Raw genomic sequence first — 12,962 nt, forward strand, 5'->3', positions numbered from 1 at the left:
CTCCAAGTCAGAAAAGGGCTGCCAGGATCATCAGCAGCGTCGAAACCCAGCCCACGCCCCAACAGGCCGACCTGAGCCGGGCCAAGCCGAGGACGTAAGCCGGCACATAAAGGACGCGCGCGATCACATAAAGCCACGCGCAGACCGCCGTTAGGCGGCTGGTCTCTTCGCCCAGCGACACCACAACGACCGCTATGGCGAAAAGGATCAAGTTCTCGGTGTGGTTCGACATGGCCCGCTGGGCGCGTGCAGCCCGGCCCCGATGAGGCGGAGGCTCGTCGCGGTTCGACACCTGATAGTCGATGTTGCCCTGCTGGCGTACGAAATAGCCGAACACGCCCAGTTGCCCGAACTGGACGAGTGCAGCGAAGGCCAAGGCCGTGAGTTCCGCCGTCATGTCAGACCGTTTCCAGGAAATGCGCCGTCATCGGCCCGCCGAACCCCTGCTCCTTGCGAAGCCAGACCTTTGCTCGCGCCACGTCGCCGACCTCGAACAGCATGAGCACGCGGCTCCGGGTGTCCGAGTCCCGCCACATCTGGAGCAGGGTGAGCCCTGCTTCCATACGTTCAGTGCGCTCAGAGTCGAAGTCACGCTTCCAGCCGCTGAAGTCGGATGTGTCGAGCTGGCACAGGAGCTGCATCATGGCGTCATCCTTCCGGAGTTTGGGTCACGCCAACCATGTAGGTTGCGTGACCCGAGCCTCCATCAGAGGTCCATGAGCAGGCGGCGCGGATCCTCCAGCGCGTCCTTGACGCGGACGAGGAAGGTCACGGCGCCCTTGCCGTCCACGATCCGGTGATCGTAGCTCAGGGCCAGGTACATCATCGGGCGAATGACGATCTGACCACCGACCACGACCGGGCGGTCCTGGATCTTGTGCATGCCCAGGATGCCGGACTGGGGCGGATTCAGGATCGGGGACGACATCAGCGACCCATAGACGCCGCCGTTCGAGATGGTGAAGCTGCCACCTTGCATGTCGGCCATCGACAGCTTGCCGTCGCGCGCCCGGAGACCCAGCTCGGCGATCTCCTTCTCGATCTGGGCAAAGCCCTTCTGGTCGGCATCGCGCACCACGGGCACGACGAGGCCAGTGGGCGTGCCCACGGCGACCCCCATGTGGACGTAGCGCTTGTAGACTACCTCGTCTCCGTCGATCTCCGCATTGACTTCGGGCACTTCCTGAAGGGCGTGGACGCAGGCGCGGACGAAGAAGGACATGAAGCCGAGCTTCACCTTGTGCTTCTTCTCGAAGGCGTCCTTGTATTCGTTCCGGATCGCCATGATGGCCGACATGTCGGCCTCGTTGTAGGTGGTCAGCATCGCCGCGGTGTTCTGCGCCTCCTTGAGGCGACGGGCGATGGTCTGGCGCAACCGGGTCATCTTGACCCGCTCCTCGCGCCCGACGTCCTGGGCGGCGGTGGGTGCGCGGGGCGCCTGCGAAACAGGAGCCGGAGCAGCCTTGGGCTGATCGAGGGCGCGCAAAACGTCCTCCTTCATCACACGCCCATCACGGCCGCTGGCCTGGACGGCGTCGCGCGACAGGTCGTTGTCGGCCATGAGCTTTTTGGCCGACGGGGCATCTTCCGGCGCGCGGGGTGCGCCAGCACTGGCTGGGGTCGTGGGCTCCGGGCCGTAGTTGGCCGGGCCCGAGGGCGCGCCGACCGGAGCCGGATGCGTGGCGGGCGAATCCTGAGGCGCAGTGGCGACGCCCGCAGGTTCGGCCGCCTTGGAGGGGGCGGCACCCGCCCCTTCCGAGATCGTCGCAAGAAGCGCATTGGGACCGACGGTCGTCCCCTCGGCTGCGACGATGTCGCCCAGCGTGCCAGCGGACGGAGCCGGAACCTCGACCGTGACCTTGTCGGTTTCCAGTTCACAGAGCATCTCGTCCGCGGCGACCGTGTCGCCCGGCTTCTTGAACCAGGTCGCGACGGTCGCTTCGGTGACGCTTTCGCCCAGCGCGGGCACGCGGACTTCGATGGCCATGTGACTTACTTTCCTTCGATGGTCAGCGCTTCGTCCACGAGCGCCTGTTGCTGGGCCTTGTGCGAGGAGGCGAGACCGGTGGCCGGGCTCGCCGAGGCCGGACGGCCGACATAGGCCGGCCGCTTGTGAGCCGCGTCGATGCGGCCGAGGACCCATTCGATGTTGGGCTCGATAAAGGTCCAGGCCCCCTGGTTCTTGGGCTCTTCCTGGCACCAGATCATCTCGGCGTTCTTGAAGCGCGACAGTTCCTTGACGAGGCTCTGGGCCGGGAACGGATAGAACTGCTCGACGCGCAGCAGATAGACGTCATCGATGCCGCGCGCGTCCCGTTCCTCCAGCAGGTCGTAGTAGACCTTGCCCGAGCAGAGCACGACCCGGCGGATCTGGTCATCGGACTTGAGGGTCGTGGCCGAGTTGCCCTTCTCCGCGTCATCCCAGACGATCCGGTGGAAGCTGGAGTTCGTCGTGAAATCCTCGGCCTTGGACACGGCGAGCTTGTGCCGCAGGAGCGACTTGGGCGTCATCAGGACCAGCGGCTTGCGGAAGCCGCGATGGATCTGCCGCCGCAGGATGTGGAAGTAGTTCGCGGGGGTGGTGCAGTTCGCGACAATCCAGTTGTCCTGGCCGCAGGACTGGAGGAACCGCTCCAGGCGCGCCGAGGAGTGTTCGGGCCCTTGCCCCTCGAACCCGTGGGGCAGGAGCATGACAAGGCCCGACATCCGCAGCCACTTGGATTCGCCGCTGCTGATGAACTGGTCGAACATGATCTGCGCGCCGTTGGCGAAGTCGCCGAACTGCGCTTCCCACATCACGAGCGCGTTGGGCTCGCTCAGTGAATAGCCGTACTCGAAGCCGAGCACCGCATATTCCGACAGCATCGAGTCGATGACCTCGTAGCGGGCTTGACCCTCACGGATGCTGTTGAGCGGGTAGTGCCGTTCCTCGGTCACCTGGTCGATGAACGCGGAATGACGCTGGCTGAAGGTGCCGCGCGTGGAGTCCTGGCCCGAAAGACGGACAGGATAACCCTCTGTCAGCAGGCTCCCAAAGGCCAGGGCCTCGGCGGTCGCCCAGTCGAAGCCTTCGCCAGTCGCGAACATCTGCTTCTTGGATTCGAGTTGCCGCTCCACGGTCTTGTGGATCGCGAACCCTTCGGGGATCCGGGTCAGTGCGGTGCCGATCGCACGCAGGGCTTCGGGGGTGATCGCCGTTGCGCCGCGCTCGTACTCCTTGTCGTTCTGCCGGTCGATGTGGGACCAGCGTCCGTCGAGCCAGTCCGCCTTGTTCGGGCGGAACTGCTTGCCGGCCTCGAACTCCTCGTTCAGCTTGGCTTGGAACTGAGCCTTCATCTCCTCGACCTCACCCTCGGGGATGAGGCCGTCCTTAACCAGCCGCTCGGTGTAGAGGGTCAGCGTGGTCTTCTGCTTCTTGATCCGGTTGTACATGGCCGGATTGGTGAACATGGGCTCATCGCCCTCGTTGTGACCGAAGCGCCGGTAGCAGAAGATGTCGATGACGACATCCTTGTGGAACTTCTGCCGGAACTCGACGGCCACCTTGGCGGCATGCACCACCGCCTCGGGGTCGTCGCCATTGACGTGGAAGATCGGCGCCTCGACCATGAGCGCGATGTCGGTCGGGTAGGGCGAGGACCGCGAGAAGCTGGGCGCGGTCGTGAAGCCGATCTGGTTGTTCACGACGATGTGGATGGTGCCGCCGGTGCGGTGGCCCTTGAGGCCCGACAGGCCAAAGCATTCCGCGACCACACCCTGGCCCGCGAAGGCTGCATCACCGTGCAACAAGATCGACAGCACGCGGGTACGGTCGGAGTCATGAAGCTGGTCCTGCTTGGCGCGGACCTTGCCGATGACCACAGGGTTGACCGCCTCCAGGTGGGACGGGTTGGCCGTCAGCGACAGGTGCACCTTGTTGCCGTCGAACTCGCGGTCCGACGAGGCCCCGAGGTGGTACTTCACGTCGCCCGAGCCGTCCACGTCGTCGGGCTTGTACGAGCCGCCCTGGAACTCGTGGAAGATGGCGCGATAGGGCTTGCCCATCACGTTCGCCAGGATGTTCAGGCGGCCCCGGTGGGGCATGCCGATCACGATGTCCTGGATGCCCAGCGCGCCGCCGCGCTTGATGATCTGCTCCATCGCGGGGATCAGCGCTTCACCACCGTCAAGGCCGAACCGCTTCGTGCCCGTGTATTTCACGTGCAGGAACTTTTCGAAGCCTTCAGCTTCGACGAGTTTGTTCAGGATCGCCTTGCGCCCGTTCTGGGTGAAGCTGATCTCCTTGCCGTAGCCTTCGATCCGCTCCTTGAGCCACTGCGCCTGGGCCGGGTCCGAGATGTGCATGTACTGCATCGCAAAGGTGCCGCAGTAGGTGCGCTTCACGATGTCGAGGATCTGCGACATGGTCGCGACCTCGAGCCCCAGAACATTGTCGATGAAGATCGGGCGCTTCATGTCCGCCGGTGCGAAGCCGTAGGACGCGGGGTCGAGTTCCGGGTGCCGATCCTCGTTCCGCATGCCGAGCGGGTCGAGGTCGGCGATGAGGTGACCGCGGATCCGATAGGCGCGGATCAGCATGAGCGCGCGGAGAGAGTCGAGGACCGCCTGACGCACCTGGGCGTCGGTGATCTGGATGCCCTTTTCCTCGGCCTTGGCCCGGACCTTGTCTCCGGCGGCCTTGGCCTCGGACGCGGGCCACTGGCCGGTGAGCGCCGCAGTGAGATCGTCGGTGGGCATGGGTGGCCAATCGGCGCGCGCCCAGGATGGGGACGGCGCGGCCGGCTCGGCCAGAGCCGCGAAGAACTGCCGCCAGCTTTCATCGACCGAGGCTGGGTCGCGCTCGAAGGCTTCGTGCAGCCCTTCGATGTAGGCCGCGTTGCCGCCCTGGAGGAACGAGGAGGCGCGGAACTGGTCGTTGGAGGATTGATCGGTCATTGGGTCACCTCGAAGGGTTACCGGACATGTCGCGGCAGGGTTCAGGAATGCTGCCTACAGATAAATAGCCACCAACCCGTGAACGACCCGTAGATCGTTCACGTTGGCGCGCGCGGCTCAGCCGATGGCCTTCAGAACGGCCTCGCCCAGCCCGGCGGGGCTGTCGGCGACGACGATGCCTGCGGATTTCATCGCCTCGATCTTGCTCTCCGCGTCGCCCTTGCCCCCCGAGACGATGGCCCCGGCGTGGCCCATGCGGCGGCCCTTGGGCGCCGTCCGGCCTGCGATGAAGCCGGCGGTGGGCTTCCAACGGCCGCGCTTCTTTTCGTCCGCAAGGAACTGTGCGGCTTCCTCCTCGGCCGAGCCGCCGATCTCGCCGATCATGATGATCGACTGCGTCTCGGGGTCAGCCAGGAACATCTCGAGGACGTCAATGTGCTCCATGCCCTTGATCGGATCTCCCCCGATCCCAACGGCGCTGGACTGGCCCAGCCCCACGTCGGAGGTTTGCTTGACCGCCTCATAGGTCAGCGTACCGGAGCGGGACACGACGCCTACAGAGCCCTTCGAGAAGATCGAGCCCGGCATGATGCCGATCTTGCATTCGCCGGGGGTCATGACGCCGGGGCAGTTCGGTCCGATGAGCCGGGTGCGGGAGCCCGCGAGCGCACGCTTGACCCGCATCATGTCGAGGACGGGGATGCCTTCGGTGATGCAAACCACCAGCGGGATCTCGGCGTCGATGGCCTCGAGGATCGAGTCGGCGGCGAAGGGCGGCGGGACGTAAATCACCGAAGCGTCGGCACCGGTCTGGGTGACGGCTTCATGCACCGAGTCGAAGACCGGAAGGCCGAGGTGCGGCGAGCCGCCCTTACCGGGTGTCACGCCGCCGACCATCTTGGTGCCGTAGGCAATGGCCTGCTCGGAATGGAAGGTGCCTTGGCTGCCGGTAAAGCCCTGGCAGATGACCTTGGTGGATTGGTTGACGAGAATGGACATCCGCTTAGCCCCTGACTGCCTTAACGACCTTCTCGGCCGCATCTGATAGATCATCCGCCGGGATCACGTTCAGCCCCGAGTCGCGGATGATCTGCTTGCCGAGGTCGACATTGGTGCCTTCCAGCCGGACGACGAGGGGAACCTGAAGGCCCACCTCCTTGACGGCGGCGATGATGCCCTCAGCGATGATGTCGCAGCGCATGATGCCGCCGAAGATGTTGACGAGGATGCCCTTCACGTTCGGGTCGGAAGTGATGATCTTGAAGGCTTCGGTGACCTTCTCCTTGGTGGCGCCGCCACCCACGTCGAGGAAGTTCGCAGGCTCCGCGCCGTAGAGCTTGATGATGTCCATCGTCGCCATGGCGAGGCCCGCGCCGTTGACCATGCAGCCGATCTCACCGTCCAAGGCGATATAGTTCAGGTCGAACTTCTGGGCCGCGAGTTCCTTGGGATCGACCTCGGTCTCGTCGGCCAAGGCCGCGATGTCGGGATGGCGGTAGAGCGCATTGTTGTCGAAGCCCACCTTGGCGTCGAGGCAATGGAGCTGGCCCGCCTTGGTCACGATGAGCGGATTGATCTCCAGCATCTCCATGTCCTTGGACACGAAGAGCTTGTAGAGCGTCCCCATGAGCGAGACGCACTGCTTGACCTGCCCGCCCTCAAGGCCCAACGCATAGGCGATGCGGCGGCCGTGGAAGGGTTGGTAGCCGGTCGAGGGATCGATCGTCAGGGTCAGGATCTTCTCGGGGGTCGAATGGGCGACCTCCTCGATGTCCATCCCACCTTCGGTCGAGCAGACGAAGCTGATGCGCGACGTGCCACGGTCCAGGAGGAGCGCGAGGTACAGTTCCCGCGCGATGTCGGCGCCGTCCTCGATGTAGACGCGGTTGACCTGCTTGCCGGCTTCGCCCGTCTGGATGGTCACGAGGGTGCGGCCCAGCATGCGGCGGGCCTCCATCTCGGCTTCCTCGACAGAGCGGGCAAGGCGGACACCGCCTTTTTCGCCAGCGTCGGCTTCCTTGAAATGACCCTTGCCGCGGCCGCCGGCGTGGATCTGCGCCTTGACCACCCAGACAGGCCCGTCGATCTGGCCCGCGGCGGTCTTGGCCTCCTCGGCGCGCAGCACGACTCGGCCATCGCCGACAGGGGCCCCGGCCGCACGAAGCAGCTCCTTGGCCTGATACTCGTGGATGTTCATGTCAGGATCCCGTGTTGGTCGCAGCGCGGCCCTTGAACCACAGCTTCCTGAACGACGACATAACGAAATGAGCGATGGCCCCGAAAAACCGACGCTTGTGATCACACCCTTTTCACCTGTGATCGCACGCTTTTGCCGGCTTCAGTTCAGCAGCACGGCATAGAGCGGCGAATCACCCTGCACCAGTTCGCCAAACAGCTGCAGGCTTTGGCCGTCCGCAATCGGACCTTCTTCGAGATAGGGGAGCAATGTCGCCCCCTGGATCACTCCCGCGATATCGATCTCGGGCGGGTTCTCAAACAGGGCAGCGAGGTTGAGGCCTGCCTGGGATCCTACGCGCCAGTAGGGGATCAGCAACTCCCCCTGCAGGATCCGTTCCCCGTCCCGAAGCACCGCCAGCCAGCGCGCCCCGGTGCCGGGCGGAAAGGGCAGGCCAGTGGCCGAGGTCTGATTCTTGTTGGGAATCCATTCCTGGTTGTTGTCCTGCTCCCGAGGGACAAGGGACCAGAACCGGCGGTTCTCGCTCACCACGGCCAGAAGATGGTCGCGGAGCGCTCGGGTGTGAACCGGGTCGGGCTGCCCCTCGATCGCCATGATCCACATGGCGGCAAGGTCGACCCACTGGCCCCCTTGGGCTTCCAAGGTGAACTCCGTTCCGCTCTTGGGGCGGCCCAGGGAGTCGAAGGTCGCTCGGGCTTCAAGGACGCGAGCGATCCCATCTGTCGGACCAAGGGCCAAGACAGCCTCGGACATGGCGGACAGGAGATGGGCGTAGGCTGACAGCCAAGCCGAGTCGGCCGCATCGAAGCGGATCGTGGTGGACGGAAGGCCAGCTAGGTCGTTGCCCGCCGACAGGGTCCATCCCGTGATCTCCAGAACCCCCTCGCCGGGCTGACGGGTGCCGTCCGAGTCGATGTCGAACCAAAGGTCTTCGGTCCGGATCTCGACCGCGACGGCATCGCTGTCGCCGATCCCTGACAAGGCGTCCAGAGCGCCGGCCATGTCCAGGCCGATGTCCCGGAACAGCGCTTCGATCATCGCCGGCTCGAACGGCTCGGGCTGCGGGTTCTCTTCGATGGGGAGCCTGAGGATGGGCAGCCCCGAGGCTTCGGCCATATCCGTCCCCAGGCCGACGCGGTACCGGAGCTGGAGCGCCCTCTCGATCCCCGCAAGGAAGCGCACTCCACCCAGGGCGAAGCGCTCGGACGGCGTTGGGGCGGTCCGTGTGGCGAGGTCGGCTTCCGTGGCGCGGAGACCATGGGCCGCTATGGCGGACGAGATGTCATCCTGCGCCACCACTGGGGTGGCGAGCACGAGCAGGACAAGGGCGAGCAGTCGATGCATGAACAAAGGCTCCGGAGCATGTGCCCCGGAGCCTACTCATCCTAACAGCAAACAGGGTAGTCAGGAAAACCCTCAGGCGGCCAGTGAGGCGTCGATACCCTTGCAGGCGTCGACAAGGCCCTTCACCGCATCGACCGACTTCTGGAACATGGCCTGCTCGGCGTCGTCCATCGCGATCTCGATGACCCGCTCGATCCCGCCTGCGCCGATCACGGTCGGCACGCCCACATACATGTCCGAAACGCCGTACTGGCCACCAAGATGAGCAGCACAGGGCAGGACGCGCTTCTGGTCCTTGAGGAAGGCTTCGGCCATCTCGATCGCGGACTGCGCCGGAGCGTAGAAGGCGGAGCCAGTCTTGAGCAGGCCCACGATCTCGGCCCCGCCGTCACGGGTGCGCTGGACGATGCCGTCGAGCTTGTCCTGCGTGGTCCAGCCCATCTTGACGAGGTCGGGCAGGGGGATGCCCGCAACCGTCGAGTAGCGCACGAGTGGCACCATCGTGTCGCCGTGGCCACCCAGCACGAAGGCGGTCACGTCCCTCATGGACACGCCGAACTCGGTGGACAGGAAGTGGCGGAAGCGGGCGGAGTCCAGCACCCCCGCCATACCGCAGACCATGTGCGCGGGCAGGCCCGAGAACTGCTGCAGCGCCCAGACCATCGCGTCGAGCGGGTTGGTGATGCAGATGACGAAGGCGTTCGGAGCATGGGCCTTGATGCCTTCGCCGACCGATTTCATGACCTTGAGGTTGATGCCCAGGAGGTCGTCGCGGCTCATGCCCGGCTTGCGGGGAACACCGGCGGTGACGATGCAGACGTCGGCGCCCGCGATCTCCTCGTAGAAGTTCGCGCCCTTGAGCGACGCATCGAAGCGCGCGGACGGACCGGACTGGGCGATGTCGAGCGCCTTGCCCTGGGGCGTGCCCTCGGCGATGTCGAACAGGATGACGTCGCCCAACTCCTTGAGCGCGACGAGGTGCGCTAGCGTGCCGCCGATCTGTCCGGCGCCGATGAGGGCGATCTTGGGTCTGGCCATGGCGAGATGTTCCTTCGCGCGGGTGGGTCGCGCGAGTGCGTAGCCAAGCCGTCCCGACCGCGCAAGGGCGCGGGAGCGCTACCGGCGCTCCCGTTCGAACTGTTTGCGCTAAAGTGGAAGGCGCCTCAGCTTTGAAGGCCGTCCACGGGCGGCTCGGCCCCTTCGGCACTCAGGTCCACGACGAGGCGGGTCTCGCCGCCTTGGGCGCGGATCAGATGGACACGGTCCATGCCAAGCTGCACATCCTGCGCGCCGATCCCCCAAAGGCCGCCCACGGACACCACGAGGCCTTGGGCCTCTCCGGTGGCGGAGGTGATGACCTCGGACACGAGGCCCAGATCCTTGAGCGATAGATCCTCAGCCCGGACCGGCGGGCCCCAGGAGACGATGTGGTCCTCGGAGGCGTAAAGATGCTCACCGACCAAGGCCGCCACGCCTTCGGCCTTGTGTGGAGCCGTCGCCGAGCCTATTCCGTCCGTCATCGACACAACGGTCAGGCCGATCACGGCCGCGCTGATGATGGGAAGATCCATCGTAGACCCCTGCCTCTGGGCGGCCCGCCAGCCGCCTCGTTGGCCCCGGTTCGAAGTCGTCCAGGGCGGTTCAGAAAGTCAACACGGAACGCCGCGCGCGGGTTCCGTGATAGGTGTCAAGCGGTTTCACGCCCCCTCGTCGATGACCGGGAGCGGGTCCTTGGTCAGTTCGAAGGCATGGCCCGAGGCGACCATGCAGGTCTGCCCGTCAGGGCTCGTCACCGTGAGGGTCCAGGTTCCCGTCTCCTCGGATGCGAACAACTCGACGACCGAGTTGGCCGCGTCCAATGCAATGGTCTGACGGCTTTCCCCCCAGTTTTCGGCAAGGTGGCGTGACATCTCGGCATGAGCGGAGCACTGGGCGCCTTGGGCGCTCGCCGCCCCAGCCGTCAGAAGGACGAGGGCCGTCGTCAGTCGGATCATGATCGTCACCTTTCTCCTGGGGCCGCCCGCGACGGGGCGTGGTCCTCCGTGCGTTGCTGCAGATCTGCCACGTTCGTCAGAAATTGCTTGACGTGGCACGCGGTGCTGAGAGCCCAACACCGAAGCGCGCGAATCGTTGCAACGGCACACGTTCCGGGTGAGTTTTTCCGCGCAGCTTGAGGATGCCGTCTTGATTCAGCTTCCCCTCGGACTCTTGGCGTTCAGCGTGCCGCATCTTTGGAAGCGGCTATTTCCCGGATCGCGCCTTCGCTGGGGTGATCCGGGCAAGGGAGTGGTCGCTCTCTTGTCCATTGCCGGGATCTGGCTGGCGGCCCGGGGGTACGGAGCCTGGGACGACGCGCCCCAGATCTGGAACCCGGCACCCTGGACCCGCCATCTCAACAACCTGCTCGTGGTACTGGGCTTCTATTTCTTCGTCGCATCGGGGATGGGAGTCTGGGGTGCTCGGGTGAACCGGCATCCCCAACTGACCGGCGTCATCCTCTGGGCCGTCGCGCATTTGCTGGTGAACGGTGATGCGGCGTCCATGGTCCTGTTCGGCGGCTTCCTGGTCTGGGCCATGGCCGAGATCGTGCTGATCAACCGTGCCGTCCCGCTCTGGGTGCCGCCGCCCCGGCCCCCCGTCGGCAAGGAGATCACGGCCGTCGTCCTTGCGCTGGTTCTGGTCGCCGTGGTCGGTTACATCCACGGCTGGATTGGACCCTGGCCTTTCGGAGCGTGACCCCATGCGCCTTTACCGCTTCCTGACCGAGGATGACACCGCCGCCTTCTGCCACAAGGTGTCGGAAGCGCTGTCCAAGGGTTGGGAACTCCACGGCGCGCCGGCCTATTCGTTCGACGCGTCGCGTGGCGTGATGCGATGCGGGCAGGCCGTCACCAAGGAGGTCGAGGGCACATACTCCCCCGACCTCAAGCTTGGGCAGCAATAGCTACTCCTCGGCGGCCAGCGCCAGGGTAATGGGGGCCTGCTTCAGGTCCTCGATGCCTAGCGGCTCCTTTGGGCGGGCCAGGCGGTTGGCCACCACCCAGCGCAGTTCCCGGGCCGCGCGGGTGATCGCGACATAGGCGAGCCGTTTCCACAAGGGCTGGCCAGCCTCGATCCGTCCCACGCGGGCGGCCACAAAGATGTCGGGGGCGAAGACCTGCACCACGTCCCATTGGGAGCCTTGCGCCTTGTGGATCGTCACGGCCGCCCCATGGAGGAAGGTCGCACCCATCTGGGCGGCGAAGGGGATGAAGGGTTCTTCTTCGCCTTCCTTCTCGATCTTGACGATCGACGCCGCCGAGACCTGCGGCTCCTCGGCGCCGATGACATGGAGGCGCGAGAAGCCGGGCTTCTTGCCGGGGCCGAGATAGATCACCTGCGCGCCCTTGATCAGGCCACGGGCCTCAAGGTCCAGGCGCTTCTTGCGGTGCTTCAGGGGCAACTCGATCCCGTCGCAGATCAATGGCTCGCCGGGCAGAAGCTCCGTTTCCGGGGCGCCGTAGGCGGCACGAAAGGCGTGGATGAGCTTGATCCGCGTGGCGTTGCGCCAGACCAGCACGGGCGAGCGGGCCATGAGGTCGCTGTCCACCCGGCCCGTCACATGCACGCGCGGGTCGCGGCGGGCGGCCTCCTGCACCATGTCCTCGAAGGTCTCGAAGTCCAGCGCGGGGTCGGCCAGCGCATGGGCAAGATCGAGGATCGGGGAATCGGCCTCCTGCCTATGGACGCGGGTCAGGCTTTTCACGCGGTCCTTGGGGAGGCGGTCGAACACCATGCCGCCGCCCTGACCCTGCACCGGGGGAAGCTGCGCTGGATCGCCGAACAGCACCAGCGTCGGGAAGATCTCCTTGAGGTCGTCGAACTGGCGTTCGTCCAACATCGAGGATTCGTCGATGAAGCCCAGGTCCAGGGGCTCCTCGCGCCGTTTCCAGCCGGTGATGAAGTCCGAGCCGCGCAGTCCCGCCGCTGCCAGCGCCGCGGGGACCGAGCCGTGCTGCCCATAGGCGTCCTTCGTGCGGTCGAGCTGGATGTCGGTGAGAGTTCCGACCGTGGGCCTGTCGCCCTGACCGGTCAGCCACTCCGCGACCTTCTCGAACTCGGGGTCATAGACCGGCGTATAAAGGATGCGGTGGATCGTCGTGGCCGGCACACCCTTGGCGCGCAGCACGCTGGCCGCCTTGTTGGTTGGCGCGAGGATGGCGAGGGTACGCCGTTCCTTCTTTCGCCGCCCCTCCCAGTCGGGCGAGACGATCTCCACGCCGGCGCTGCGAAGGTTCCGTGTCAGCGTGGCCAGCAGCATCGTCTTCCCGGACCCCGCCTTGCCGGTGATGGCCAGAACGGTCGGCGCGCGGTCTGGGATCGCGGGGGCGAGTTGTCCGTCCTCCAGGCCAACGCCGGCTTGGGCGAGCGTGTCGGCAACGGCCGACCAGGCGGCGTGTTGGTCGGGAGACAGGGCGGGGAGGTCGGCCATGCCCGCCTACCTAGC

General features: G+C 65.6%; 13 protein-coding genes. 2 read left to right on the forward strand and 11 right to left on the reverse strand.

All coding sequences use genetic code 11. The annotated features are described in order from the left end of the window. Positions 1–7 precede the first annotated feature (7 nt). The 10 genes from FHG66_RS03375 to FHG66_RS03420 form a co-directional block, all read right to left on the reverse strand. On the reverse strand, positions 8–397 hold the full coding sequence (locus tag FHG66_RS03375) for an MAPEG family protein (protein ID WP_139075288.1): 390 nt from the start codon (positions 395–397) through the stop codon (positions 8–10). Between the two features lies 1 nt (position 398). Then, on the reverse strand, positions 399–644 hold the full coding sequence (locus tag FHG66_RS03380) for a hypothetical protein (protein WP_246082441.1): 246 nt from the start codon (positions 642–644) through the stop codon (positions 399–401). Positions 645–706: 62 nt separating this feature from the next. Beyond that, positions 707–1,987 carry a 2-oxoglutarate dehydrogenase complex dihydrolipoyllysine-residue succinyltransferase gene (odhB, locus tag FHG66_RS03385; RefSeq protein WP_139075289.1) on the reverse strand — a complete coding sequence of 427 codons (1,281 nt, stop codon included), beginning with the start codon at positions 1,985–1,987 and terminating at the stop codon, positions 707–709. Positions 1,988–1,992: 5 nt separating this feature from the next. Continuing rightward, positions 1,993–4,935 (reverse strand): 2-oxoglutarate dehydrogenase E1 component, encoded by a 2,943-nt coding sequence (locus FHG66_RS03390; RefSeq protein WP_139075290.1) that lies wholly within the window; start codon positions 4,933–4,935, stop codon positions 1,993–1,995. Positions 4,936–5,052: 117 nt separating this feature from the next. Beyond that, positions 5,053–5,934: a succinate--CoA ligase subunit alpha gene (gene sucD, locus FHG66_RS03395; RefSeq protein ID WP_139075291.1), complete on the reverse strand. Its 882-nt coding sequence runs from the start codon at positions 5,932–5,934 to the stop codon at positions 5,053–5,055. 4 nt (positions 5,935–5,938) lie between these two features. Further along, positions 5,939–7,132: an ADP-forming succinate--CoA ligase subunit beta gene (sucC, locus tag FHG66_RS03400; protein WP_139075292.1), complete on the reverse strand. Its 1,194-nt coding sequence runs from the start codon at positions 7,130–7,132 to the stop codon at positions 5,939–5,941. Positions 7,133–7,273: 141 nt separating this feature from the next. Continuing rightward, positions 7,274–8,476, reverse strand: coding sequence for a hypothetical protein (locus tag FHG66_RS03405; RefSeq protein WP_139075293.1), 1,203 nt, complete (start codon positions 8,474–8,476; stop codon positions 7,274–7,276). Positions 8,477–8,548: 72 nt separating this feature from the next. Continuing rightward, positions 8,549–9,514 carry a malate dehydrogenase gene (gene mdh / locus FHG66_RS03410; protein ID WP_139075294.1) on the reverse strand — a complete coding sequence of 322 codons (966 nt, stop codon included), beginning with the start codon at positions 9,512–9,514 and terminating at the stop codon, positions 8,549–8,551. A 125-nt stretch (positions 9,515–9,639) separates the two neighbouring features. Continuing rightward, positions 9,640–10,047: a PRC-barrel domain-containing protein gene (locus tag FHG66_RS03415; protein ID WP_139075295.1), complete on the reverse strand. Its 408-nt coding sequence runs from the start codon at positions 10,045–10,047 to the stop codon at positions 9,640–9,642. A gap of 126 nt (positions 10,048–10,173) precedes the next feature. After that, the gene (locus FHG66_RS03420; protein ID WP_139075296.1) at positions 10,174–10,470 is read right to left on the reverse strand and encodes a hypothetical protein; all 297 of its coding nucleotides are present in this window, start codon (positions 10,468–10,470) and stop codon (positions 10,174–10,176) included. 190 nt (positions 10,471–10,660) lie between these two features. Here FHG66_RS03420 and FHG66_RS03425 point away from each other — a divergent pair, with 190 nt between their 5' ends. After that, entirely contained in the window at positions 10,661–11,212 is a 552-nt protein-coding gene (locus tag FHG66_RS03425) for an NnrU family protein (RefSeq protein ID WP_139075297.1), read from the forward strand. Between the two features lie 4 nt (positions 11,213–11,216). Beyond that, the gene (locus FHG66_RS03430; RefSeq protein ID WP_139075298.1) at positions 11,217–11,420 is read left to right on the forward strand and encodes a DUF1737 domain-containing protein; all 204 of its coding nucleotides are present in this window, start codon (positions 11,217–11,219) and stop codon (positions 11,418–11,420) included. Here the strand turns inward: FHG66_RS03430 and FHG66_RS03435 are convergent, their stop codons facing one another. Then, positions 11,421–12,947: an ATP-dependent DNA helicase gene (locus FHG66_RS03435; protein WP_139075299.1), complete on the reverse strand. Its 1,527-nt coding sequence runs from the start codon at positions 12,945–12,947 to the stop codon at positions 11,421–11,423. Between the last annotated feature and the right edge of the window lie 15 nt (positions 12,948–12,962).

The organism is Rubellimicrobium rubrum, from assembly GCF_006152115.1.
Taxonomy (GTDB): Bacteria; Pseudomonadota; Alphaproteobacteria; order Rhodobacterales; family Rhodobacteraceae; genus Rubellimicrobium; species Rubellimicrobium rubrum.

What these genes read in the sequence shown, in the direction of transcription:
- FHG66_RS03375 (WP_139075288.1), bottom strand. Translation starts at nt 397, where the DNA reads ATGACGGCGGAACTCACGGCCTTGGCCTTCGCTGCACTCGTCCAGTTC.
- FHG66_RS03380 (WP_246082441.1), bottom strand. Translation starts at nt 644, where the DNA reads ATGATGCAGCTCCTGTGCCAGCTCGACACATCCGACTTCAGCGGCTGG.
- odhB (WP_139075289.1), bottom strand. Translation starts at nt 1,987, where the DNA reads ATGGCCATCGAAGTCCGCGTGCCCGCGCTGGGCGAAAGCGTCACCGAA.
- FHG66_RS03390 (WP_139075290.1), bottom strand. Translation starts at nt 4,935, where the DNA reads ATGACCGATCAATCCTCCAACGACCAGTTCCGCGCCTCCTCGTTCCTC.
- sucD (WP_139075291.1), bottom strand. Translation starts at nt 5,934, where the DNA reads ATGTCCATTCTCGTCAACCAATCCACCAAGGTCATCTGCCAGGGCTTT.
- sucC (WP_139075292.1), bottom strand. Translation starts at nt 7,132, where the DNA reads ATGAACATCCACGAGTATCAGGCCAAGGAGCTGCTTCGTGCGGCCGGG.
- FHG66_RS03405 (WP_139075293.1), bottom strand. Translation starts at nt 8,476, where the DNA reads ATGCATCGACTGCTCGCCCTTGTCCTGCTCGTGCTCGCCACCCCAGTG.
- mdh (WP_139075294.1), bottom strand. Translation starts at nt 9,514, where the DNA reads ATGGCCAGACCCAAGATCGCCCTCATCGGCGCCGGACAGATCGGCGGC.
- FHG66_RS03415 (WP_139075295.1), bottom strand. Translation starts at nt 10,047, where the DNA reads ATGGATCTTCCCATCATCAGCGCGGCCGTGATCGGCCTGACCGTTGTG.
- FHG66_RS03420 (WP_139075296.1), bottom strand. Translation starts at nt 10,470, where the DNA reads ATGATCCGACTGACGACGGCCCTCGTCCTTCTGACGGCTGGGGCGGCG.
- FHG66_RS03430 (WP_139075298.1), top strand. Translation starts at nt 11,217, where the DNA reads ATGCGCCTTTACCGCTTCCTGACCGAGGATGACACCGCCGCCTTCTGC.
- FHG66_RS03435 (WP_139075299.1), bottom strand. Translation starts at nt 12,947, where the DNA reads ATGGCCGACCTCCCCGCCCTGTCTCCCGACCAACACGCCGCCTGGTCG.